Origin of the sequence: Ramlibacter tataouinensis TTB310 (genome assembly GCF_000215705.1) — a bacterium.
GTDB classification, from domain to species: domain Bacteria; phylum Pseudomonadota; class Gammaproteobacteria; order Burkholderiales; family Burkholderiaceae_C; genus Ramlibacter; species Ramlibacter tataouinensis.
Map to the genome: position 1 here is coordinate 3,153,852 of NC_015677.1, position 22,702 is coordinate 3,176,553.

General features: G+C 69.6%; 26 protein-coding genes. 2 read left to right on the forward strand and 24 right to left on the reverse strand.

Annotation, left to right across the window (positions count from 1 at the left end; genetic code table 11):
• Positions 1 to 35 precede the first annotated feature (35 nt).
• Genes RTA_RS15180 through RTA_RS19880 form a run of 9 tightly spaced genes read right to left on the reverse strand, consistent with a single transcriptional unit; the run spans position 36 to position 8,057 of the window.
• Positions 36 to 491: a CesT family type III secretion system chaperone gene (locus RTA_RS15180; RefSeq protein WP_013902300.1), complete on the reverse strand. Its 456-nt coding sequence runs from the start codon at positions 489 to 491 to the stop codon at positions 36 to 38.
• Entirely contained in the window at positions 488 to 1,468 is a 981-nt protein-coding gene (locus tag RTA_RS15185; RefSeq protein ID WP_013902301.1) for a hypothetical protein, read from the reverse strand. The genes RTA_RS15180 and RTA_RS15185 overlap by 4 nt, the downstream gene beginning before the upstream one ends.
• 17 nt (positions 1,469 to 1,485) lie before the next feature.
• Complete coding sequence (gene sctS, locus RTA_RS15190) at positions 1,486 to 1,746, reverse strand: type III secretion system export apparatus subunit SctS (protein ID WP_013902302.1); 261 nt, start codon at positions 1,744 to 1,746, stop codon at positions 1,486 to 1,488.
• 11 nt (positions 1,747 to 1,757) lie between these two features.
• Positions 1,758 to 2,417, reverse strand: a complete 660-nt coding sequence (gene sctR / locus RTA_RS15195; RefSeq protein ID WP_013902303.1) for a type III secretion system export apparatus subunit SctR — start codon at positions 2,415 to 2,417, stop codon at positions 1,758 to 1,760.
• On the reverse strand, positions 2,395 to 3,450 hold the full coding sequence (locus RTA_RS15200) for a FliM/FliN family flagellar motor switch protein (RefSeq protein WP_013902304.1): 1,056 nt from the start codon (positions 3,448 to 3,450) through the stop codon (positions 2,395 to 2,397). The genes sctR and RTA_RS15200 overlap by 23 nt, the downstream gene beginning before the upstream one ends.
• Positions 3,447 to 4,067: a type III secretion HpaP family protein gene (locus RTA_RS19875; RefSeq protein ID WP_081466292.1), complete on the reverse strand. Its 621-nt coding sequence runs from the start codon at positions 4,065 to 4,067 to the stop codon at positions 3,447 to 3,449. The genes RTA_RS15200 and RTA_RS19875 overlap by 4 nt, the downstream gene beginning before the upstream one ends.
• Positions 4,068 to 4,095: 28 nt before the next feature.
• Positions 4,096 to 6,156, reverse strand: coding sequence for a type III secretion system export apparatus subunit SctV (gene sctV / locus RTA_RS15210; protein ID WP_013902306.1), 2,061 nt, complete (start codon positions 6,154 to 6,156; stop codon positions 4,096 to 4,098).
• Positions 6,156 to 7,232, reverse strand: a complete 1,077-nt coding sequence (gene sctU, locus RTA_RS15215; RefSeq protein WP_013902307.1) for a type III secretion system export apparatus subunit SctU — start codon at positions 7,230 to 7,232, stop codon at positions 6,156 to 6,158. The genes sctV and sctU overlap by 1 nt, the downstream gene beginning before the upstream one ends.
• 27 nt (positions 7,233 to 7,259) lie before the next feature.
• Positions 7,260 to 8,057, reverse strand: coding sequence for a transglycosylase SLT domain-containing protein (locus tag RTA_RS19880; protein ID WP_013902308.1), 798 nt, complete (start codon positions 8,055 to 8,057; stop codon positions 7,260 to 7,262).
• Positions 8,058 to 8,520: 463 nt separating this feature from the next.
• Between RTA_RS19880 and RTA_RS15225 the strand changes: the two genes are divergently transcribed.
• Entirely contained in the window at positions 8,521 to 8,727 is a 207-nt protein-coding gene (locus RTA_RS15225) for a hypothetical protein (protein WP_013902309.1), read from the forward strand.
• A gap of 110 nt (positions 8,728 to 8,837) precedes the next feature.
• Positions 8,838 to 10,043, forward strand: a complete 1,206-nt coding sequence (locus RTA_RS15230) for a TrbL/VirB6 family protein (protein ID WP_013902310.1) — start codon at positions 8,838 to 8,840, stop codon at positions 10,041 to 10,043.
• Positions 10,044 to 10,198: 155 nt separating this feature from the next.
• Here RTA_RS15230 and RTA_RS15235 read toward each other — a convergent pair whose 3' ends face one another.
• The 15 genes from RTA_RS15235 to RTA_RS15300 all read right to left on the reverse strand — a co-directional run bounded on the left by RTA_RS15235 (position 10,199) and on the right by RTA_RS15300 (position 22,694).
• A complete protein-coding gene (locus tag RTA_RS15235; RefSeq protein WP_013902311.1) occupies positions 10,199 to 11,221 on the reverse strand; it encodes a hypothetical protein in 1,023 nt (340 codons plus the stop codon).
• Positions 11,222 to 11,332: 111 nt separating this feature from the next.
• Positions 11,333 to 12,697 (reverse strand): hypothetical protein, encoded by a 1,365-nt coding sequence (locus tag RTA_RS15240; RefSeq protein WP_013902312.1) that lies wholly within the window; start codon positions 12,695 to 12,697, stop codon positions 11,333 to 11,335.
• A gap of 118 nt (positions 12,698 to 12,815) precedes the next feature.
• Positions 12,816 to 13,577, reverse strand: coding sequence for a lytic transglycosylase domain-containing protein (locus tag RTA_RS19885; protein WP_013902313.1), 762 nt, complete (start codon positions 13,575 to 13,577; stop codon positions 12,816 to 12,818).
• Positions 13,577 to 15,034, reverse strand: coding sequence for a helix-turn-helix transcriptional regulator (locus RTA_RS15250; protein WP_143762989.1), 1,458 nt, complete (start codon positions 15,032 to 15,034; stop codon positions 13,577 to 13,579). Before RTA_RS15250 ends, RTA_RS19885 begins: the two co-directional genes overlap by 1 nt.
• 345 nt (positions 15,035 to 15,379) lie before the next feature.
• Positions 15,380 to 16,180, reverse strand: a complete 801-nt coding sequence (gene sctT, locus RTA_RS15255; RefSeq protein ID WP_013902315.1) for a type III secretion system export apparatus subunit SctT — start codon at positions 16,178 to 16,180, stop codon at positions 15,380 to 15,382.
• On the reverse strand, positions 16,173 to 16,691 hold the full coding sequence (locus RTA_RS15260; RefSeq protein WP_013902316.1) for a hypothetical protein: 519 nt from the start codon (positions 16,689 to 16,691) through the stop codon (positions 16,173 to 16,175). Before RTA_RS15260 ends, sctT begins: the two co-directional genes overlap by 8 nt.
• 10 nt (positions 16,692 to 16,701) lie before the next feature.
• Positions 16,702 to 18,021 carry a type III secretion system ATPase SctN gene (gene sctN / locus RTA_RS15265; RefSeq protein WP_013902317.1) on the reverse strand — a complete coding sequence of 440 codons (1,320 nt, stop codon included), beginning with the start codon at positions 18,019 to 18,021 and terminating at the stop codon, positions 16,702 to 16,704.
• A 140-nt stretch (positions 18,022 to 18,161) separates the two neighbouring features.
• Positions 18,162 to 19,007: a FliH/SctL family protein gene (locus RTA_RS19890; protein WP_013902318.1), complete on the reverse strand. Its 846-nt coding sequence runs from the start codon at positions 19,005 to 19,007 to the stop codon at positions 18,162 to 18,164.
• On the reverse strand, positions 18,926 to 19,660 hold the full coding sequence (locus tag RTA_RS15275; RefSeq protein ID WP_013902319.1) for a type III secretion protein HrpB4: 735 nt from the start codon (positions 19,658 to 19,660) through the stop codon (positions 18,926 to 18,928). The genes RTA_RS19890 and RTA_RS15275 overlap by 82 nt, the downstream gene beginning before the upstream one ends.
• Complete coding sequence (gene sctJ / locus RTA_RS15280; protein WP_013902320.1) at positions 19,657 to 20,460, reverse strand: type III secretion system inner membrane ring lipoprotein SctJ; 804 nt, start codon at positions 20,458 to 20,460, stop codon at positions 19,657 to 19,659. The genes RTA_RS15275 and sctJ overlap by 4 nt, the downstream gene beginning before the upstream one ends.
• Positions 20,461 to 20,492: 32 nt before the next feature.
• Complete coding sequence (locus tag RTA_RS15285; protein ID WP_013902321.1) at positions 20,493 to 20,918, reverse strand: hypothetical protein; 426 nt, start codon at positions 20,916 to 20,918, stop codon at positions 20,493 to 20,495.
• 16 nt (positions 20,919 to 20,934) lie between these two features.
• Positions 20,935 to 21,408 carry an HrpB1 family type III secretion system apparatus protein gene (locus RTA_RS15290; RefSeq protein WP_013902322.1) on the reverse strand — a complete coding sequence of 158 codons (474 nt, stop codon included), beginning with the start codon at positions 21,406 to 21,408 and terminating at the stop codon, positions 20,935 to 20,937.
• 101 nt (positions 21,409 to 21,509) lie between these two features.
• The gene (locus tag RTA_RS15295) at positions 21,510 to 21,881 is read right to left on the reverse strand and encodes a hypothetical protein (protein WP_013902323.1); all 372 of its coding nucleotides are present in this window, start codon (positions 21,879 to 21,881) and stop codon (positions 21,510 to 21,512) included.
• Between the two features lie 46 nt (positions 21,882 to 21,927).
• On the reverse strand, positions 21,928 to 22,170 hold the full coding sequence (locus RTA_RS20810; protein WP_143762990.1) for a hypothetical protein: 243 nt from the start codon (positions 22,168 to 22,170) through the stop codon (positions 21,928 to 21,930).
• Positions 22,171 to 22,262: 92 nt separating this feature from the next.
• Positions 22,263 to 22,694, reverse strand: coding sequence for a hypothetical protein (locus RTA_RS15300; protein ID WP_041675643.1), 432 nt, complete (start codon positions 22,692 to 22,694; stop codon positions 22,263 to 22,265).
• Between the last annotated feature and the right edge of the window lie 8 nt (positions 22,695 to 22,702).

Sequence of the window (22,702 nt, forward strand, 5' to 3'; positions counted from 1 at the left end):
TGTGGGCGCCCTTAAAACAGGTTTAGGTTGAACATTCAAGCGCGCAGCCACGCGTACTCGCCGGACGCGATCCCCTCGAACATGTCGTCGATGGAGTTGCTCATGTTGTCGCGCCAGTAGCGGCCGTGCTCGGCGTAGTGCACCAGCGTGTCGGCGAACCAGGTGCCCGTGATGTCTTCGCCCATGGGCACGCGCAGGATCAGGAGCACGCCCCCCGTGTCGGGATTAACGCCGAGCTGCGCCTGGTCCTGGGCGTAGACCAGCAGATTCGACTCCAGCATCATGCGGAAGATGCGCAGCGTGCGCCCGGCCGTCACGATACCGTAGTCGAACTGCATGTACATGGCGTCCGCATCGTCCTCGAAATGGTCGAGCAGCACGGTGAAGCCCTCCACCTCCAAGGTCTTGGTCTCCAGCACCACCGTCGGGTCGCCGAGCTCGGTGGTGTTGCACAACTCGGTCACCAGCTGCTGGTATCGTTCGAAACTCACGTCGGGTCCTCGTCGTTCTCCAGCTTCGTGGCGGGTCGCGGGTAGCCGCCGCCCTCCGAGACGCGGACCAGCACCGCCAGCCGGACCATCATGGCGCGCACCTGGCTCGGCGTGCGCGGGCGCGCCAGCCCGTGCACCACGAGCCAGAGAAGGCAGAACATGGTCTCGCGCGCGCGATGGGGCGGCAGGCGGACAGCGGGAAGGGCCTTGCTGCGCTCGATGAGGAGCGCAGCCGCGCTCGGCCACGCCTGGTCGCCGGCGAGGCCCAACGGTTGGCGCCGGTCATAGCGGGCGGCATAGGCCGCGGCCACGTCGCCCATCCAGTCCTTGCGCCACTCGATGCGGTCCGACCCCCTGGCCGCCAGCATCAGGCGGTCCACCAAGGCGCTGCGCAACGCCGGCAAGCCGCCCTCGTCCATGGCGACATCGGCCCAGGACGCATGCAGCGCGGCCATCGCGTAGATCCTGCGGCTGCGACCGCCGCCCAAGGCGCCTGCCTGCCCGATCGCGCGCAGCCGAGCCCGCCGGCGACCCACCGGCGTCCCGGCACCGTCGTCGCCCTCGGGCGGACTGTCCTTGTCGCCCTGGCCGGACGCGCCGCCACCGCCGCCGCCCTGCGTGCCGCCGCCGAAGCCGCCCACCCCGCCGCCGCCATCGCCACCGGAACCGGCAAACCGCAGACGCCGCCCATCGTCCCATTCGTCATCGACCGCGGCCACTTGCACCGACTCTCCGGCCGCCGCATGCACGCGCACGTCGGGCAGCGAGGGCGGCTTGGGCGCGGACTTGAGCTTGCCCATCATCGCGCGCGCCATGCCGCTCGGCTTGCCCATCGCCAGCGACGTGCGGATCATCGCGCCCTTGTACTGCGCCGCCTGCTCACCCGGGCGCGGCGGCTGCTGCGTGTGGCCCGGCTGCGCATGCGGGTGGGCGCTGGCGTGCGAGACGGCGCGGGCCGGGTACGTGGGACTGCTCATGGTGGCCGCCGCCGCCGTCAGCTCATGGCCATGCGCATCATCGCATTGGCGAACTCCAGCACCAGGCGCGCCCCCCAGGGTGCCGCCAGCAGCAGGACGACGGCCACGGAGATCATCTTGGCGGCCTGGGAGATCGCCTGCTCCTGCAGTGAGGTGACGGCCTGCACGAAAGCGACCAGCAGGCCCACCGTGGCCGCCACCAGCACGGCCGGCAGCGACACCACCAGGCACAGCAGCAATGCATCCGACGTGACGCGCGTGATGTTCTCGGTTCCCATTTCTTCACCCTTTATCGGTACGTCATGACCAGGCCGTGCAGCAGCACGGACCATCCGTCCATCACCACGAACAGCAGCAGCTTGAAGGGGATCGCGATCTGCGTGGGCGTCACCTGCGACAAGCCGAGCGCCAGCAGCACGTTGGCCACGACCAGGTCCACCACGACGAAGGCGAGATAGATCAGGAACCCGATCTTGAACGCTTCCGTGAGCTCCGACAGCGTGAACGCCGGGGCCAGGATGATGAGGTCGTCGGGCCTGACGGTTTTGGCCCGCTCGGGGGTCCAGATGGCGGACACCGACTTCAGGAAAAACGCCTTCTCCCGCGCGTGCGCATGCTTGTCCAGGAAGCGGCGCACCGGCTCGCGCGCCGCCTCCACCACCGACGCGACCTGCCGCGCGCCGCCGCCCTCGGCGACCGCGGGCTTGTTAAGCGCCTCGAACGAGTCCATGAATAGCGGCGCGACGATATACACCGAGATGATGATCGCGATGCCGTTGAGCATCATGTTCGGCGGCACCTGCTGGACGCCCAGCGCGTTGCGCACCAGGCCGAGCACAACGACGATCTTGGTGTACGAGGTGACCATCATCGCGACGAACGGCAGAAAGCCGATCGCGAAGATGATCGCCAGCAGCGGGACGACTTCAATCGACGTGTCGGTGTGCATCTTCGGCCGCCATGTGGCTGATGCGCGCGCCTAGGCGGTCGCCGACGGCCACCAGTTCGGCCGAGCCGATCACGCGGCCGCAGGCGACCAGCCTGATCCTGGCGTTCGCCAGCGGCGTAGCCAGCTCGATCACGTAGCCGTTGGCCATGGCCTCGATGTCCGCCAGGGACACCGGCGCCGTTTCTATCTCGAATCGCACGGGCACCTCGATGTCGTGTGGTGCCTTGGCGGCATTGCGCGCCGGCGCCGCGTCGTTGTCCTCGTTGATCATGCGTCCAGCTCCTTTGATCGTCAGGGATGTCTCGTCCAGCGTCACGGCCGCGCGCCAGCGGCTGGCGCTGCGGGCACCGAAGCTCACGCAGCAGTCGACACGCTGCTGCTCGGCGCCTGATGCCAGCAGCAGCACGTCGCCCGGCAGCAGCGACGCCAGCACGCTGCGCCGCACGCCGCGCGTGGTGAGCGTCACCTGCCCCCGCATCGCCAGCGACCGGGCCCGGCCCGCGGTCGCCTGCCGCGTCAGGTGGCGGCGCACGATGCCGCGCAGCACGGCCTCGGGCACCTGCGTGAGCGCGATGCTGGCCACCGGCTCGCCCTGGCGCAGCAACCGGACCCAGCCCGCGGCGGGCACCTCGTCGAAACGGCCCTCCAGCGTGGCCAGTCCCGTGACAGTGACGTCGGCCAGGCCCACCGCGCCGAGCGCCTCCAGCACCGGCTGCATCAGCGCCTCGGCCGCGAGCTGCCGCAGCGGCGCCGGCATCGCGTCAGCATGCGAGGCGCCCACGTCGATGGACGGGAAGCCGGGCGCGCTGAAGAAGGCGGCCGCCGGGCCGTGGGGCGTCTGGAAGGACACCCGCCGCACCGCGTCCGCTGGCCGGCCCTGCAGCGGCACGAATTCCAGCCCGTCCAGCACCCGGCGCCAGCCGGCGCGCAGCCGGGCGTCGTGCAGGACCCGGGACGCCGCCGCGACGCCGCGCTCGACACGTGGCAAGACGGCAGCGAGGGTGGGTTCGGAAATCGCGCTGGCGGTGTTCATTTCGGTTCGAAGCTGATGGCGACGTCCCGGTTGCGCACCAGCAAGGCTTTCAGGATGTCGGCCAGCTCCTGCTGGCCACGGAACAATAGGTCGTGCGCGGACGCATCCCGCGCATGGAAGCGAAGCGTCAGCCAGTGCGGCGAAAGCGTCACGCACAGGGTCGTGTCGGCCACCACGTCCGGCCGCAGCTCCATCTGCACCTGCCAGCCCTCGGAATTGGCCACCGCCGGCTCGTTGCAGAACGCGGCGATGGTGGCAGCCACGTCGCGCGCCATCCGGCGCCAGGGCTCGTCCGGGTGCAGCGCCGCGTCCTGCACGGCGGCGGCCGGCTCCGGGGCCGGCGGCGGGTCGTCGTGCGGCCGGCTTCGGGCGGGTGCACGGCCGGCCGGCGGCCGCTCCCGTTGCGGTGCCGGTTCGGCGTTCGTGGGCGGCGGCTCCTGCGCGGCCTCGCCTACCTGGCCCGTTGTGGCGTCGGCCTGCGCCGCTGGCGCCGGCCTGCGCTGCCTCAGCAGCTCGGAGAACAGCACCTGCTGCATGCCTGGCGGCGGCAATGCGCGCCCGGCGGGACGCGGGTCGCGGGCGGTGGACAACGGCGGCACCGGCCGGGGCCTGCTCATCGCGCCGCCACCCGAAGCGGCCCCGTGCTCACAGCGACACGCGTCCGATCGGCTCGAGCTTCACCTGCGGCCCCAGCTCCTGGAACGAATACACCGACAGCCACTTCATGTCGACCTCCACGATGCGGCGCACGTAGCGCCGGATGTCCATGGACGTGACCACCGCCAGGCCCGCCCGTGGCCGTTCGCCGGCCAGGTGGCGGATGTCCTGGGCGATGGCCACCATGGTGTCTGGCGGCAGCGCGAGGTAGTTGCCCGCCGGTGTGGGCTTGATGGCCTCGCGGATCATCTTCTCGACCGAGGGGTCGAGCAGCACCGCGGCCAGGGCGCCGGTGCCGCCGGTGGCGCGGTGCGTGAGGTAGCGGCCGAGGTCGCCACGCACATACTCGGTCAGCATGAGGATGTCCTTCTCCTTCGGCCCCCAGAGGATCAGGCTCTCGCAGATGGCGCGCATGTTGCGGATCGGCAGCTGCTCCTCCAGCAGCCGCCGCAGCACCTCCGAGATGCGCTGTAGCGGCACCACCTTCTGCGCCTCGGCCACCAGGCCCGGGTAGTCCTGGCCCACGCGCTCCAGCACCCACTGCACCTCCTGGATGCCGAGGAACAGGTGCGCCAGGTCGTGCAGCACCATCACCGCGTGGCGGGCCACCGCCTGCTCGTGGGACAGCATGGCCAACCCCTCGGCGGGGCCCAGGCCCGCCGAGTCGGCCCACCAGCTCTTGGCCTCGCCACCGGCGGGCCCGCCCGCCTCGCAGCGCGGCTGCAGCTCGGGCGGCGGCTGCAGCACCTGTTGCCGCCCCGGCTGCAGCACGCCCGCGCTCGCCGGCACGTCGTGCACCAGGATCTCGTAGGCGTTCTCGTCCAGCGTGGCCTGCTGCCAGAGCCGGATGCCGGGAAACGGCAAGCCCAGCCGCTCCTGCAGCGAGCTGCGCTCCTTCTCGAAGGCCGCCCCCAGCAGCTCGGCGTTGAGCGACCTGGCCAGCTGCGCCGACAAGGTCACCGCCAGCGGGGAGCTGAAGGCGGTCGGCTTGTCCTCGATGCCGCCCGGCGCCTCGCCCCTGGCGCCCTCGCGCTGCAGGCCCTTGAGGGGGCTGGCCTCCGGGTCGCCGACGCGCCCGCTCTGCAGCTTGCGGGCCACCACCACCAGCAGCACGGCCAGGCCGATGAACACGAACCAGGGAAAGCCGGGCACGATCGCGAAGCCGCACAGCAGCGCCGCGGCCAGGTACAGCGCGCTCGGGTTCGCCATCATCTGCTGCGCGATCTCGGTGCTCAGCGGCTTGGGCCGCTTGTTGTCGTCGGCCACGCGGGTGATGATCACGCCCGCGGCCACACAGATCAGCAACGACGGGATCTGCGACACCATGGCGTCGCCGATCGACAGCACGGCGAACACGTTGGCCGCCTCGGCCGCTGGCATGCCGTGGTAGGTGATGCCGATCACGATGCCCGCCAGCAGGTTGATCGCCGTGATCACCAGGCCGGCGATGGCGTCGCCCTTGACGAACTTCATCGCGCCATCCATGCCGCCGTGCAGCTGGCTCTCCATGGCCAGGTGGGCGCGCTTGATGCGAGCCTCCTCGCCGGTCAGGTGGCCAGCCCGCAGGTCGGCGTCGATGCTCATCTGCTTGCCCGGCATCGCGTCCAGGGTGAAGCGTGCGCCCACCTCGGCCACGCGTTCCGATCCTTTGGCAATCACGATGAACTGCACGATGGCGATGATCAGGAACACCACGATCCCCACCACCAGGTTGCCGCCCACCACCAGGTTGCCGAAGGCCTCGATGATGTGGCCCGCGTCGGCGTGCAGCAGGATCAGCTTGGTGGACGCGATGTTCAGCGCCAGCCGGAACAGGGTGGTGAACAGCAGCAGCGACGGGAACGAGCTGAGCGCCACCGCGTTGGGGATGTAGAGTGCCACCACCAACAGCAGCACGCTCACCGTGATGTTCACGCCTAGCAGCATGTCGATCACCAGCGTGGGCAGGGGAAACACGATCAAGGCCAGGATGGCCACGATCGCGGCGAGCGTGCCGATCTCCGCCCCGTGGCCCTTCTTGCCCAGGCGGCGCGTCGCGGCCCGTCCCATCACCAGCCTCCTTTCGCGGCAGCGTCCGGCGGCCGCCGCCCCAGGCGGTCGACCCAGCGCAGCACGGCGGCCACCGCCTCGAACAGCTCGGCGGGGATGACCCCGCCCACATCGACCTTGTGCAGCGCCCGCGCCAGCGGCGGGTTGGAGAAGACGGGCACGCCATGCGCCTGCGCCGCCTGGCGGATGCGCAGCGCCTCCTCATCCATGCCCTTGGCGACTACGATGGGCAGCCCCGTCTCCTCGGCCACGTAGCGGATGGCGACGGCGTAGTGCGTCGGGTTGACGATCACGGCGCTGGCCGCCTCCACCGCCTTCCTGGGCGGCGGCCCGTTGGCGTTCTCGCGCATCAGCTGCTTGCGCTGGCCCTTGAGCTGCGGGTCGCCCTCCTGACCCTTGTGCTCGCGCTTGACCTCGTCCTTGGACATGCGCTGGTCCTTCATGAAGAGGAACCTCTGCAAGGCGAAGTCCACCGGCGCGAGCACGATGAACAGGCCAAGCGCGATCATCAGCAGCATCATCAGCGCCCGCCAGGCGATGGTCCCGATCCCGCCGACCGACTGGTAAGCCGCGCCGCCGATGAGCGGCAGTAGCATCAGAATTACCTGCCAGGCCGCGACGCCGATCACCGTCGCCTTGAACACCATCATCAGGAAGTTCGTCAGCGACTTCAGCGAGAACAGCCGTTTGGTGCCGGCCACCGGGTCGAGCTTCTCGGGCTTGGGCGCCACCGCCTCCATGGCCACCATCAGGCCGACGTGCGACATCAGCCCCAGCGCGGCGAAGACGGCCGCCACAACCAACAGCGGCAGGATCGCCAGCACCGTCTGCAGTGCCATCCCCTGCATGCGGCGAAAGATTTCGGAGTGCGGCAGGTCGCCGTCACCGAAGTCGAGCGCGGAGCCCATCACGAGATGGACGCGCTCGAAGATCGAATCGCCCAGCGCCACCAGCGCCAGCACCACACCCAGCATGGAGGCGGCCACCGCCACGTCCTGGCTCTTGGCCACCTCGCCTTTCTCGCGCGCCTGTTCCAGCTTGTGGTCTGTCGGCTCTTCGGTCTTTTCGTCGGACATGTCGGCGGTCGGGTACGTTGCGCTGTCCTAGCCGGCCGACTTCCTCATCTCGTCCGCCCTGGCGATGACGGCGGCAGCGTACTTGTCGGCTTCGATCACGCGGCCATACGAATCGGTCGCGCCGGGCGCCCAGTTGTCCCCGCCGTTGTATTTCATGAGCCTGCTGGTGAGGTCGCCGCCCTTGTCGGCCAGGATGACGGCGGCCAGCGCGACCTGGTCCTTTTCGTCGGCATGGTCGTAGGCGTGACCCATCTTCTCCTGGAACTTCGCGGCGTAGGTGTCACGGGTGCCAGGTTCGACCTGCATCAGGCCGTCACCGCCGGAGTCTCCCCTCAAGTCCTTGCCGAACTTGCTTTCCCTCTCCATCTGCGCAGCGAGGACGAAGGGGTCCTCACCCCTCTTCTGCCCGGCCTCCACGCAGTGTTGCCACAACCCGGCCGGCATGCCCGCCGGGGGCTTGCCCACATCTGCGGACACGTTGCCCGTTGCCGTCGCTTGCGTGTCGCCCGTCGTCGTCTGAGGCGCTCCGCCACCCGGCTGCACCGGTGGGGTTTGTGGCGTGTCCGGAGCGGCTTGTGGCGTGCCGGCATCCGGCCTCACCGACTTGTTGCGGGAGAACACGTCTTCTTCGGGGCTCTGTGCAGCGGCCGGGTTTTGCCGCATGTTGCCCTGGCCCTGCGCGGCCTTCATCATCTCGTTCAGCAATATGCTGATCATCTGGAGCACGAGTTCCAGAGCGATCTCGGGGGACGGGCGCTGCGACGGCGACACCGGCTGGCATGTGATGTCGGGAACGGTCGGCTGGTTTTGAACGGCGACGGACATGGCGGGCCTCGAAGGTGTGAATGGTGGAGCCGATCCTGAGGGACTTGCGTGCGGCCGGCAGGCATGAGGCGAAGCAGCCGATGGAGCGACGAAGGCCTGCCGCCCGCCTCCCCCGCAGCGCCGGCCAATCGCCGGACGCGACCGCACTTCGCGTTCGCTCGACCTGCCGGGCAGGGCGCCTGCCACCCTCGCGGCAGGAGGCTCCCATGAGCACGATACCCCTGCATCAACGCCCGGCTGCGATGCGCCCGTCGAACGGGCGCGGCCCGCGAATCCTCCACCGGCCCGATGAGCCTACGGCCGGCGATGGATGGCCATCGCGTGCGCCCGGGCGGCTGGCGGCATGCCTCCTGCTGGGCTGTCAACTCGGCATCGCGGACGAGGCGGTACCGATCGCGACGGTGTTCGAGCACTGGCTCGGCGATGCCCGGAAGGTCAGGTCCTGCTGGCGGTCGGAGCGCTGTTGAACGGAGATGCCTCGGTCGCGCGAGCCGAACTCGCACGCGACCGCCAGACCGGCGAGGCCGACGCCGAGGCGCTGGTGTTCGCGATGGTGGACCGGCTGGCCGGCGGCAGCGACGACTGGCGGGTGCCGGTCGAGCGCGTGCTCGCCACCAGCAGCAACCCGACTTGGCGCTCGATCGCGCACGCGATCGAAAAGCTCGGCTAAGGGTTTGCGGGCCAGGTGCCGTTTCCGACGGAGGCGGCGCCCGCACTCGCACCCAGCGCCAGAGGATGTCGCGTCCGGCACTGCGCTGCATGGCCGGCCGTGAAGGACGCATGTTCGCATTCGCGCTCGCGTATTCGCGCGGCCGCGCGCCCGGCGCCCGCATCCAGCGCACAGTCATGGCACCTGCCCGACGAGACGCCGCCATGCCCAAGCTGCCGATACCACCTGCCACCTTCTACGCCCTCAAGGAATACGCCAAACTGAAGGCCGTCGAGGTCGCGGTCGGCGGTGCCACCTCGACGCGGAAGGCGTCCAGCGCCATCGGCCTGCTCGCCCGGACCGCCACGACGGTGGCCAGCGGCGCCACGCGGCCCTCGCAGGCACCGCGAGTGGGCCTGCGTAGTCTGGCTGGCGCCATGGCGGGCTCGACAGCCAGCCGTGAGACCGCCAGCCGCGCACGCAGCGGGGAGTCCTCCCACGGCTCCACGGCTCAGACCCCCGGACCGGTCAAGCAGACCTTGGGCGTGCAGCGGGCGACCATGGCGGAGGCTCCTGCGCGGCAAGCGCAAGCCGATGCCGCGTCGCTGCAGGCGCAGGCGCGTGACGGAAGCGAAGGCTCCCGCGTCGCGCACACAGAGTCGGTCACGGCGCAGGCGTCGCGGATGCGGGCGTTCGTGGCCAGGCGCGCCGGGCCGAGCCCGGAGGCGCTGCTGGTGCATGACAGCATCATGAATACCATCCAAACACTGCGTGAGCGCAACCGCCAGATGAGTCAGCTGCTGCACGAAATGCCACTGGATACGCAACGGCAGCAGGACAGCGCGACCGGTCTGACCGCACGGGACCGATCGCCCTACGACGCCACCGTCCCCGACGTCGGGCCGAGGGCTGCCGCGGCCTACAAGGCGCTGGAGCTGGAACCCGGCGCGCATTGGCGCGAGGTTTTCAGCGTCGGCCAGCAGCCCTTGTCGGCCGCGCTGAAAGGCGCCGTCGAGCAGAAGCAGCAGGAGCTCGAAGACCGCTTCAGGGACGACGGCGACGTGAGCGACGCCGTGCTCAACATCCTGAGCGAGGCCCGTGCCGCATGCCAGGCCGAACTGGATCACCCGCCCGGTCAGGAGGCCCCCACGGCGGGCGGCGACCAGTCACTCAGGCAGGCGGATGGTGGCAAGTCGGTCGCTGAAGAAGCCAGCGACACGCAACCGCAGCCGAACAGCGCTGTCCAGCGGTGGCTGGAGCAGATGTCCACGGATGCAAAAGCCAGTGACGCAACGACCCAGACCGGCACGCATGCCGGCTCCCAATCGCGTTCTTGATCCACCCGCCGCGGCGGGTACGCCGCGCGCATCGGCGCGGGCCGGGTGGTCAGTGACTTTTCCCGATCCGGGGCAAGGCTGCGGATGACACGCGCGACACGCCGGCACCTTGCCGAGTGCCGGCGCCCACGCGCAAGAGGCTCGCAGGCCCTCGCTCACGCCGCCCCGGGTGCGGGCGCCCCGTCCGCCGCGGCCGGCAGCTGATTGCGGCGGGCCTGCAGGGCCTGCAGTCCGTCTTCGGTTTCGATGCTCAGCGAGCGCGCCAGAACGGCGACATCCTTCGAGGCCACCTGTTCGTCGGTGACGCTCGAGCGCACCACGAGGGACTCGATCTGTCCGCGATCGCGGCCTTGCAGCTCCAGCGCCCGACCCACCAGGTCTCGCTCCTCGGCCGACGCGAGCAGCCAGGCCTGGGCGCTGATGGCGTCCTCGTGCGCGTCCGCGGGCTGGTTGGCAATCGCCGACAAGCGGCCGGCGCCGTCGTCGGGAATGTCGTTGCGAAGTTCTTGGAAGAGCGCTTTCGCCTGCTGCCTCAGCTCGGGCGGATACGACATGCTGTTGAGCGCCAGGGCGAATAGCGGCCCCGCCTGCATCCGCGCAGGAAGCGCCTTCAGGCCCGACTTGAAGGCGTCCAGGTCATCGGACGAGAGGATGGCCGCCGAATGACCCGACAGACGCATCGCGTCATGCTCGTGCAGCTTCTGCCGCACGTGAACGTTTCCTTGTTCCACCATGGCCGCGAGCGGCGAGAGCTGCGCCGCGAACTTCTGCTGGAGGCCGTTTTTGAAGCCCTTCTTGACGTGGGTTCGCAGGCCGGTGGCATCGCCCCGCAATTCCATGCGATCGCGCACCTTGTCGGACTGCGAGCGACTCAGGTCCCCCAGCGCCTCGCTCGTGCGCCTCAAGCCGCGCGCCAGCATCTCCGCACCCACCACGTTCTCAGGCGTGATCTCCGTGGCAGTTGGACGGTTCATGCGCGCACGCAGCTCGCTGGCAGTCTTGCGCAAGCTGGTGGGCGAACCTTCGGCCTGCGTGCGGGTGCTCGACATGCCCTCCAACATCGCATTGCGTGCCTGTCTGCCCATCGTCCTGGCTTCGGCGTTGAAAGTCTCCTTCAAGCCGCTGCCGATTTGGCGCAGGCTCTGCTGCAAGGAGGTGATGCCGGAAGACTTTCCCATGGTGTGCTCCTGGATGATGGTTGTCGCATTACGCGTCCACCGTGTGGGCCCGATAAGCCGCCCACCCGATGCGAAGTTCCGCTTCCCAAAGCCACCGCGCGCCAGCGGCGCTCATGGCGCGAGGTGGGCCGCGATCTTCGCCAGGTTCCCGGCGAAGCGGCCTATGCGCACCGTCATGGCGGCCATGTCGACCTGGTCGGCCTGTCGCGCCAGACCCACTGGCTGCTGAGCGCGGTAAGCCCGGCAGCGGCCTTGGTATTCCCGATAGAAAGCGTTGTCGCGCTCGACGGACCGCATCAGCTCGCCCAGTTCGCCGAGCAGCGCGTCCGCCTCGCTGCGCAGCCGCGAATGCGCATCGGGCTGGCCCGGCGGCGGCGCGGGCAGTTTCCGCAACGTCTCCATCAGCTCGTTCGCCTGCGCGTACATCTGTTGCGCCTGTCGGTCCACGCGCGCGGACTTGGCGAGGAACTCGTCCAGTTTCTCCTCCTGGTGATGCACCGAGCGAAACAGCTCCTGCGTGAACGGAATGTGCACGGCCGACACGAGTTCGCGGGCGCGCGTGCGCCAGCCGCGGCCGCCCCCGCCCTCCTTAACCTCGCCGGCCTGCAGCCTGGCCAACGCCGCGTCGCCTTTCACGATCGACTGGGCCGCCTGCTCGCGGTCCTTCGTGAACTGCTTGACCGTCTGCGCCATCCGCACCAGCGAGTAGGCGGCCTTGGCCGGGCTGATCGGGTTGGGCAGCAGCACGGCGGTGCCCGCGTTCGCCGCCACCGATACCGCCTGCATCGTGAGCCTCACGCCGAAGCGGGCGTTGCTCGCGCGCAGGGCCAGGTCGCGCTGCTTCTGCAGGCTCCACTCGCGCTGGACGGCTTGCTCGATCTTCGCCTGCTGCGCCGACGCGATGCCGCGGCACGCCGACTCGAAGGTGCGCTGCCGCTCCGCCGCCTCGCGCGGCGACGCCGGCGGGCGCTGCGCCACGGAGGCGTCGAACTCGCGGATCGCGCTCTTCACCTCGCGCGAGGCATCCTGGATGGACTCGAAAGCCTTGAGCTGCAGACGCTGGAGCACCAGGTCCTCGCGGCTGCCACCATAGCCGCCCAGCAGCCGCGGGTCGTCGCACGTCACCGAGACAGTCATGAGAGGCACGGTGACATGCCGCGTCGGCAGGTCCGCCGCGAGGTCCACGCTGGCAAGCACCCGCGGCTCAGCCGCGGGGGTCGCCATCCGGTCACGCATCGAGGCCAGCTTGCCCAGACTGGCCGTCAGGGGCTGCCGCGCCGCGAACGCATCCGCCGCAGTGGCCGGGGTGAGCGTGGCCGGGGTGAGCGTGGCCGCGGCCGCGCGCGGTGGCGGCAGGCCGGCGCACCTGCCGGGCAAGGATCGGTCTTTGGCCGGCGGCGCCGCCGTCCCGGGCGCGGGATCGTTGGCGACCGGGCGTCTTCCGAGCCCGAGAATGTGGAGGTGGACGTGTTGCACAGGTCGTCCTTGGAATAGCGTCGTGGATCGGCTTTGATGGTCGGCGGGCGGCGGCCACGTCGGCGATGGAGCGGCGAAGTTCCGTGCGGCGCTGCGACGGCGAGGCGCGCCGGGAGCCTCAGTCCTCTCCCGCTGGTCCGCAGGACCGCGCGTACGCAGCCGCCGGCGAAGCAGGTTCGCCGCCCTCCCCGCCTTGCTGGTAGCGGCCGCGCCATTCCAGCACCGACTGCACGTAGGCTCGGGTCTCGGCATACGGTGGCACGCCCGCCCAGCGGGCCACCGCGCCTTCGCCGGCGTTGTAGGCGGCGAGCACCAAGTCCAGGCGGTCCGGGAACTTGTCGCGCAGCCGGCGCAAGTGGCGCGCGCCGGCGCGCAGGTTGGTCGCGGGGTCGAGCAGCGCCCGGCGCGGAGCCGCGACACCGAGGCCAGCCGCCGTGGCAGGCATGATCTGCATCAGTCCGATGGCGCCCTTCGGCGAAACCGCCAGGGGATTGAAGGCCGACTCCACGTGGACCATGGCCCTCACCAGCGACGCTTCGTGGCCGAATGCGGCCGCCGCCGCCTCGATCTGTCGCGACAGCTCACCCGGAATCCGTGGCAGCTTCGGCACCCCGCCGGCCGCTCCGACGCGCAGGCCCTTCTCCAGCGAAAGCCCGGGGCCTGGGGACGCCTGCGGCGGCAGCAGCCGCAAGCCACCGCAATCGGACGCCACCGCCAGCCGCGGCGGCGCCCGCTGCTCGCGCGCAGGCGCCAGCCGCAGGCCGTCGCACATGATCGCCGGCGCATACGCGCCCATCCAGAGCAGCAGGATGGCGCGCAGCCACGCGGCCAGGTGCCCCGACGCCACCCAGACGCCGGGCAGCGTGCCGTCCGGTGCCATCAGGCGGTACGGGTCGGCGCTGGCTCGCGGCGTGCCAGCGTGTCGGCCGGCGTCTCCCGGAAATGCTTGCGGTAGGACGACACCAGGGTCGAGCGGTTGCGAATGCCCCAGCGCGCCGCCGTTTCCAGGACGGAGCTGCCGCAGCCTTCGGACTGCAATAGGTCGTCGTGGATGCGCTCGATCCGGCTGCGCCGCAGCACCTCAATGGGCGTCATGCCCAGGTAGCATCGGAACGCCGACTGCACGGCCCGCTCGCTGACGCCGATGTGGCCTGCGATCTCGCGCACGCTCAGGTCGGCGCGGTCCATCTGCGCGAGCAGGTAGCGGTAGGCACGGCGGTACCTGGCCGGCAGCGCCAGCTCGACCTCGTCCCGCGCCTCGCCCGCACGCGGGTTCGGCACTTTCACCGCCGGCATCTTCTGCACCTCGTTGCGCAGGCACATGACGGACTCCATGGCGTAGCGCTGGTAGTGGCGCAGGCATTCGTCGTTCTGGCCCGCCATCTCGCACAGCTTCGCGCGGCAATACGACAGCTCGAAGTTCCAGCGCTGGGGGCCTTCCGCCTGGCGGCCAGACAGCGGCTCCAGCAAGCTGCGCGCGAGTTCCGCGTCATGCGCCACGATGGCGGCCAGCGCGCCCTCGATGCGGTACTGGCGCTCCGCCGCGGCCAGGTGCATGCGCCGCAGCCAGGACAGGTGCTCGTGCGCCGGCGCCAGCGCGCGCGCATGGCCCATGCACGCTTGCACCAGGGTCAGCAGGTACTGCAATCGCCGTGCGAGCAGCGGGTGGCCGGCCACCGTCGCCATGCCGTCGCGCAGCTCGCAAGCGAGGTCGCTGTCGCTATGGTGTGCACGGGTGCAGGCCGAATCGGACTGCCAGAAGATGTGGTCGGCCAGGACGGCGTTGGTGCGGATTGCGTACTGCACCGAGAGTTCGATCCGCACCAGGCGCAGGAACAGCCGCAGCGCGGCGTTGTCGGCGGCATCGTGCGGGCCCGCGGCGGACAGCCGTGCGGACGCATCGTCCATCGCCGCCGCGGCCATGTCGCTGCGGCCCAGGGCATGGTGGGTCAGGGCTGCGCCGGCCAGCGCCTCCACCCGCTGCGCCAGGGTTGCGGCGTCATCCTCCACCACGCGCGCGAAGCTGGCCACCGCCGCGCCGTAGCGCCGCTGGTACAGGCACAGGAACCCGGTGTTGCGGCAAGAGGCGACGCGCACCTGCCCGCGCGGCGCGGCCGCGGCCGCAGTGAGCGCCTGGCGATAAAGGTCCTCGGCCTCCTCGGCGCAATCCTGCGCCAACATGAGGTCGGCCGCCAGAGTGGCCTGCTCCATCGCCGCGGTGCCGGTGCCGGCCACCGCGCCCTTTTCCAGGGCCTCCATGGCCAGCGACGACGCCGCTTGCGCCCGTCCTTCGAGCACCATGGGCACCAGCTCCCGCGCGGTCGAAGAACGGGTCATGGCAGTCAGCATGTAGAAAAACACTTGCGCTCCTTGATAGTGGGTGGTGTGAACGGGACACAACGCAGGTTAGGAGCAGGACGACGCCAACACTTTCACGAATCGTCAGACAAGCTTCGCTACAGCCATTGCAAAGGAAAGCATGTCCGTGATGGCGTGCGCTGCGGCGCGATGGCCTTTGGTTCGGGTTCCGCGCAGGCAAGCCGGTGCGATGCGAACGACGGCGGCGCGGGTCGGTGACAACCCCGTGAATCGACCGCAGCCTCTTTGAAAGCAGATGTGGAACTCGCCCTCCGAAGAAGGCCGGGGGTGGCCCGGGGAGCGCGCGCGAGCAGCCGCGAGTGGTCAGTGCGGCAGCAGCTTCTCGAGCCTTGGCAGCAGGTCGCGCGGCAGCAGGTGCTGCCGGGCCTCCGCGACGAACACGCCGCAGAGCAAGGCGAGCAGCAGCATGGCCACGGCGCCCTTAACCGGCTGCGCCAGCGAATGCGGCTCCAGCTTGTCCGCCGCGCGCGTTACCAGCCCGAAGCCCAGGTCGATCAGCACCAGCACCAGCAGCACCGGCGCCGCGAACTTCACGGTTGCCGTCATCAGGCCGTCAACCTCGCGAAGGAAGAAGACCTCGGAGAAACCCTCGGTCGACGGCATCGGCGCCAGCAGCGGCCATACCTTGAACGATTCGAACACAGCGCCCAGCAGCACCAGCATGCCGCCCAACGCGAAGAACACCGCGATCACCAGCTGCAGCAGCATGTCGGACACGGGCGTGCTTTGCTGGCCGCTCAGTGGGTTGGTCATCTGCACGTTGTTGTAGCCGGCCTGGGTGTCGACCAGGGCGCCAACGCACTCGGCGACCCAGAACACCGTGGATACGGCGAATCCCAGCACCAGCCCGATCACGGCCTCCTTGATGGCCAGCGTGAGCCAGCTGGACGCCGGCAGGTTGCCCACGTCCTGCGCCGGCATGCCGGCGGCGATGAACAGGCCCACCAAAATGACGAAGCCGGTACGCACCATGCCTTGGACGGCCTCGCCCGCCATGGCCGGCAGCACGAGAAAAATCACGTACAGGCGCAGGCTGCACAGCGCAACAGTCTTCAGAATATCGGCGAAGCCAGTCCCAATGTGCGCCAAGTCGAACTCATACATGGCCTGCCGGGTCCCCGGGTTGCCGGCGGCGCCCGCCGACGCGCACGGTGGCCATCTCCTCGGCCTCCTCGTCGGAGGCTTCGTCTTCTTGCACCTGCCTCGCCTTCAGTGCCGCGCCGATTTGAGCGTCGAAGCGTTCCAGGCGCTCCTGGTTGCGGCGCCACGCCGCCTGCGCAGCCAGCACCAGCTGCTGCTGCCGCTGGGCCACCGACTCCAGGCGCCTGACAGCCTTGTCGGCGTCCCCCTTGTGGGACACCCGGGTCTCGATCTCGAGGTCGGCCGTGCGGATGTGCGCCGAGGTAAAAGTGTGGTCCAGCATGCGCGAGCGCGCTTCGAGCGCCTGCTGGTGCCGCGCGATGCAGTCGTCGCGCTGGGTGCGCGCGGCCTCCGAGGCCGCCATGCATCGCTCCAGCTCGGCGCGCTGCTGCGCGAGATCTTTTTCCAGCGCTTTTCCGCGTCGGCGCCGCATCTCGGCCAGCGTGCGCAGGCTGCGGATCTCCGGATCGGCCATGCGGTTGCCGTCAATTCACCAGCGACCCGAGGTGCGCCAGCGTTTCCTCGAAGGGCTGGAGGTCGGTCGTGGCCTGGCTCAGGAAGGCGCGGATGTGGTCGATGCGCTCCACCGCCGCATCAGCCAGCGGGTCGTTCCCGGCCTTGTACTCGCCCACCTGCAGCAGCATCTCGACCTCGTCGTACTTGGCCATCAGGCTGCGCAGGGTGGAGGCCATGGCGGCATGCTCCTTGGGCACCACCTGCGTCATTACGCGGCTGAGGCTGCCCAGGACGTCGATGGCGGGATACTGGTTCTTGGCCGCGATGCGCCGCGACAAGATCATGTGGCCGTCGAGGATACCTCGTACCTCTTCGGCGATCGGGTCGCCGCCGCTCTCGTCCTCGACCAGCACGGTGTAGAGCGCGGTGATCGAGCCGGTCGCACCCATGCCGGTGCGCTCGAGCAGGCGAGGCAGCTCGGCGAACACGGAGGGCGGGAATCCGCGCCGCGCGGGTGGCTCCCCCGCGGCCAGGCCGATCTCGCGCTGCGCGCGCGCGAAGCGGGTCAGCGAATCCATCATCAGCAGCACCTTCTGCCCGTGGTCGCGGAAGTACTCCGCCACCGCCGTCGCGACGTAGGCAGCCTTGGCCCGCTCGATCGACGAGCGGTCGGAGGTGGCGCACACCACCACCGAGCGCGCCATGCCCTCTTCGCCCAGGATGAACTCGACGAATTCGCGCACCTCGCGCCCGCGCTCGCCGATGAGGGCGATCACGCTGACATCGCACTGCGCGCCGCGCGCCAGCATGCCCATCAAGGTGCTCTTGCCGGCGCCGGCCGGCGCGAAGATGCCCATGCGCTGGCCCTCGCCGAAGGTCATCAGGCCATCGATGATGCGCACGCCCGTGGGCAGCGGGTGCTCGATCATCGCCCGGCTCATGGGGTCGGGCGGGTCGGCAAACACCATTCTTTCCTCCGAGCCGGCGATCGGGCCCTTGCCGTCGATCGGGTCGCCCAGGCCGCCGATCACGCGGCCCAGCAGGCCGGGCCCCACCTTCACGGTGAGCGGCTTGCCGGTGCCCACGACGCGCGTGCTGTCGCTCACCCCCGTGAGCCCGCCAAACGGCGACAGCACAGCCCCGCCCTTGCCGAAGCCCACCACCTCGGCGCGCTGGATCTTGCGGCCGCGCATGTCCTCCAGCTCGCAAAGCTCGCCGATGCGCACGTCCAGGCCGACGGCCCGGATCAGGGTGCCGACCACCTCGAACACCTTGCCGGTGCGCGCCAGCACCGACTCGTATTTGAGTTCGTCCTCCAGGGCCTGGGCAAAGCGCAGCAAGTCGCTCATACAGCTTTCGACGCTCGCGGGCGCTCAAGGGTGCGGACAGGATGCATGCGCTCGACTGTGCGGCGTGCGGGAGGCGCGGATGCGCCGGCGAACGAACCCACGAGCGCGATTGCGAGCCCAGCTCGCCAGGAAGCCGCGGCTCAGGCTGCGTCCAGCGCCTCGCCTTGCGCATGCGCGGCGGCGGCCTGCACGCCGGCCAGCTTCTCGTGATCGCCGTCCCGCGCCTGCGGCTGCTGCGGGTCGTCGCGCGTCAGGGTTGCCGCGCCTGCCACGTCGCCCGTGGACGGCTGCGTGGCTTGCTCGATCGCCAGGCGCTGCGCGGCGCGGTCCATCGCACGCTGGATGGCCGCGAGCTGGGTTTTGAGGCCGGCGTCGATCACACCCTGGTCGGACTCGAACAGGCAGCTGCCCGGTCCCAATGCCGAGTCGCCCATGACCTCTATTTGCAGCCGGCCAACGGCGCAGGGGGCGAACGCCTTGACGGCCGACTGCGCGCTGCCCAGCTCTGACGGGCTCACGCGCAGGGTCGCCATCGGCACGTCGCGCACGATCTTGGAGATTGCGCCGAGCGCCCGGTTGAACAGTGTGACCCGGTCCTCCTGCTCGACCAGCCGCTCCAAGGCCAGCGACACGATGTGGCTCAAGCGTTTGGTTTGCTGCATCAGGCTGCGTTGGGTCGAGGCTGCCTCCTGCAGGGCGCCCTGAGTCCAGGCGGCGGCTGCGTCTTCCAAGCCCTGCGCCTTGCCCTCTGCGTAGCCGCGCGCCCGCTCCTCGCGCGCCGACGCGAGGCTGGCCTCGACTTCCGCGGCGGCCGCGGAACGCATCTCGGCGATCTCCCGCTCGACGCCGGCGATCAGCTGCTCGCGTTCGGTCTGCAGCGCCTGCGCCGCGTCAAGCAGTGCCGTTAGGACCGCGAAGTCGCCGGCGCGGACGATGCCGTCCTCGACGCCGACAGTGCACGGTCCATATCTGAACCAAACAACCATACGAGCTCCGGAAAGTATTCGTGCAACCGATCGATCGTGCCGTCGACGCCGTTGGTCGCCAGCGCGCACGGCCGGTCATCGGCTGGCTGGTCGGCGGAGGCGGATGGCGCCAGGCTGAGCCGCACCAGCGTGAGCAGCGTGGGGTGGCGCCACGCCGCTTGGCCGCACAGAATGCGAAAGCCCTCTTCCGCCAGTCGGTCCTGGCCCGCCTCGCGTGCGTCCAGCGGGCCGGACACCTGCACGCCGGGCGCCGGACTGTCGAGCACCTTCCGGTAGGCGCTCTCGCCAATGCCCTCGATCAGCAGCTGGCGCACCATGCGGCCGACCGACCGGCGCACGCTGTCGCGCCGGCCCTCCAGGGCGCAGGCGGCCAGCACCCGCAACAGTCGATCCCGGTCGAGCAGCGCAAGGCGGTGAGCGGGCTCGCGAAATGCCTCCAGCGGTGGCCAGGCCAGGCCATAGGCATCGGCCAGCAGCGCGGAATGGCGGCGTGGCGGCAGACGCGCCGCCCAGTCGCCAGCGCGCGGCCCCAGCCGCGCCCAGGCGGCATCGATCCACGCGGGATGCAGGTCCGCTGCGAGCGTGGCCGCTTTGCGGTCGACCGCCGCGAGCAGGCGACGCAGCGGGCCCACGGCATCGGCGGGTGGGCTCATGCCGAGGGCTCCTGGGCCGGCTCGCCGGCGCGGCCGAGCAGCTTGCCGGCGGGGCCGCGCACGGGTGCGGGCAGCCACTGAGGCCGCAGCAGCGCGACGCCCAGGACGCCCAGCAGGCAGGCCAGCAGGCCCAGCATGGCCATCACCGGCAGCGAGACGGCCGGCTTGCGGGCGGCGGTCAGCCTTTCGGGCAGTTCGAAGGGCGAGGCGGCTACGACCGTCACGTTGACGTTGTCGTAGGACAGGCCTTCGACGCTGCGCATCACTAGGTTCCTGACCACCGGCGTGAGGGTGGCCACATTCGCCTCGGGCCGGTGCTTGATGAACACCGAAGCGCTCGACGGCTTCACATTCTCGGCCAGCGGATCGTTGTTGGGCAGTACCACGTGCACGCGTGCGGTGATCACGCCGTCGATGGCCGACAGCGTGGCCGCCAGCTCCTGCGAAACGCCGTGGATGAACCGCACGCGCTCCTCGGTGGGCGTGGAGATCAGCCCGTCCTTCTTAAAGACATCGCCCAGGCTGGTGTGAGCCCGGGCCGGCAAGCCGTTGGACCGCAGAACCTGCAGCGCCGCTCCCATGTCGTCCGACTCCACCGAGACGGTCCAAGTCTTGCCGTCCGGCGAAGCCTTGCTGGCATCGATGTTCGCCTCGAGAAGCACGGCGAGCATGTCGTTGGCATCCGACTCCACCAACTTGGAGTAGAGGTCCTGCTTGCAGCCCGCCAGCGCGAAGGCCAGGCAAAGCCACAGCAGCGGACGCAACGAGAAGGCAAGCCGGATGGCTGGGTTGGAAAGCATGGGATCCCCGCGCGGTGCAAGTGCGGCCAGCGTCACTGGTTCTTGAGGAGCGACTGCATGCTCTTGTTGGTGCCGGAAGCGATCGATGTGGCCGCCTGCAGGCGGAAGTGCCCGATTGACGCCGCCTCGCTCACCTCGATCGAAGCGGAGATGAACTCCGCGGGCGTCATGTACGGCGACTGAGCGCGCAGCTCGGCGACCTTCTCGTGGGTTTGCCGCAGGAACTCCTCGCCGTTGGCCAGCATGTGCGTGAGCATGCTGTCCTGGGGACCCGACGGCGGCCGCTCGACGGGATGCGGCGCGTCCATCAGCGCCTTGAAGCGCTGCGTCAGCTCCTCCATCGACGGGTTGGGGCCGTTGCCTGCCTGCGCGGCGAGTTGCACCGCCTGGACCGAGGGGCTCACCGGCGCCGTTGGCGAGGCAGCCGCGAGCGCGGCGATGGGATCGACGGAACTCATGGAATGCTTCCAGCGCTCAGCAGACAACGCCCACGTACCGGTGCGCCACGGCGCCCAGCGTGGCGCCGGCAGCGGCCTGCGACTCCTCGGTTTCGGTTTCCTCGAAAGGATCGCCGCGCGCGATGCGGTCCAGGTAGTCGAGGATGGACAGCGCCTTGGGATCGGGCGGCAGGTTGCGCGCTTCCTGGGCGTAGGCCTGCCACAGGCCGTTGCGCTGCTGCTGCAGCACCAGCGCGAACATCGCCTTGACGACGGGCGTCCCGGGGCTGCATGCGTCGGCCTCCTCGAGCAGCAGGCGCGCGCCCTGCAGGTCGCCGTTCTCCACCAATTGCTGGGCCTCGACGACGGCCAGCGTGGGCGCATGGGGGCGCAACCGACGGATGGCGCGCAACACGACCAGCGTCTGCGCGTCTTCCTCGAGGTCGCTGCCGACGTAGAAGACGGCGGCCAGCGCGTCCACGAGGGGTTTGTCAATGTGAGCTGAAGTCATGTCGGTCTCCGTTGCAATCGGCTGGACGCACAAGCAGGTGGGAAGTTGCGGCTTCAAAGCGCCACGGCCGGTGGCCACCGGCCGCGGCGAGATGCCGCTGGTCAGGCCGACTTGGCTTCCGGTGCGCCCATCTGCTGCAGCAGCTGTACGATCAGCTGCAATAGCTGCGGATCCATGTTGTTCTTCTGGCCACCCTGGCCCGCCTGATTGGCCGGGCTCTCCGCCGACTGCTTCTTGCCCTGCTCGAGGATCTCGCGCAGCTGTCTGAGCAGCTCCTCCATGTCGAGCTTCTGACCTGGCGCGTCCGCGCCGGCGTTCTTCAAGGCGTCGATCGCCTGCCGCAATTCAGCCTTGGCGCCTTCCATGTCGCCGCTCTTGATCTTCTCCAGCGCCTGGCCGATGTTGGCCTGCGCCTCGACGTTGTCCAGCTGCTGCAGCGTGCCGCCGCCTGCGCAATCTACTTTCATGTTCATGATGATCTCCTTGCCGATGCATGAGGTGAGTGAAGAATCACGCTACTCAAATGGAGCCTTTGAGTAGCTCGGACGCGGCCTTGCGTGCGTTGTTCAGCATGGCCTGCGTGTTCATCGCTTCGTTGGCCTTGGACATGGCGTCCGAATTGCCGATTTGCGTGTTGGCCATGCTTTCTCCGGCCTGAGTCGCCGCGTTCGACGTGGCGCTCGTGTTCAAGGCGCCGCTTCCGGAGTTGGCGATTGAGTTGGTTGACGGGTCCGCAAGTTGGCCCATGCCAGATCCAGCCATGATGGTTTCCTTTCAGTTGATTCACAAAAACGCAGCCATCGGTTGCACGCTCGATAGAAAGGCGTGCCAGAGGCACCGGCCGCGGAAAGCGCCTAAGACTTGCCGGACTGCGCGAGCAGCTGGTGTGCGTACAGCCGCGCATCGTTGTCGTTGCTGGCGGCCAGCGTGCGCTCGCACACGTCGATCCATTGGGGGTCGCCGCTGATCTTCAGCGCCATGGCCACCGACACCTTGGCCGCGTCGGCGTCAGGCCAGCCGTCCATGCCCTCGGCGAGCAGGTCCCGGGCGGGTTGCGCATTTCCGCCGATGGCGCTGGCCATAGCGAGGCTGATCCGCAGGTGCCGCCCGTCGCCGATCATCTTGGACAAGGCGCGGAAGACGCGTTCGACCTCGCCGTCCATGTCACGGTTCATCTGTCCCACCATCATGGTGGCCGCGAGCTTGCGAATGAACTCCACCTGCTGCAGCGGCGAAACGGCCTGTCCGTGCTGGGCGCATATCGCAGGCGCCGGGACGGTCGGCATGTTGAAGC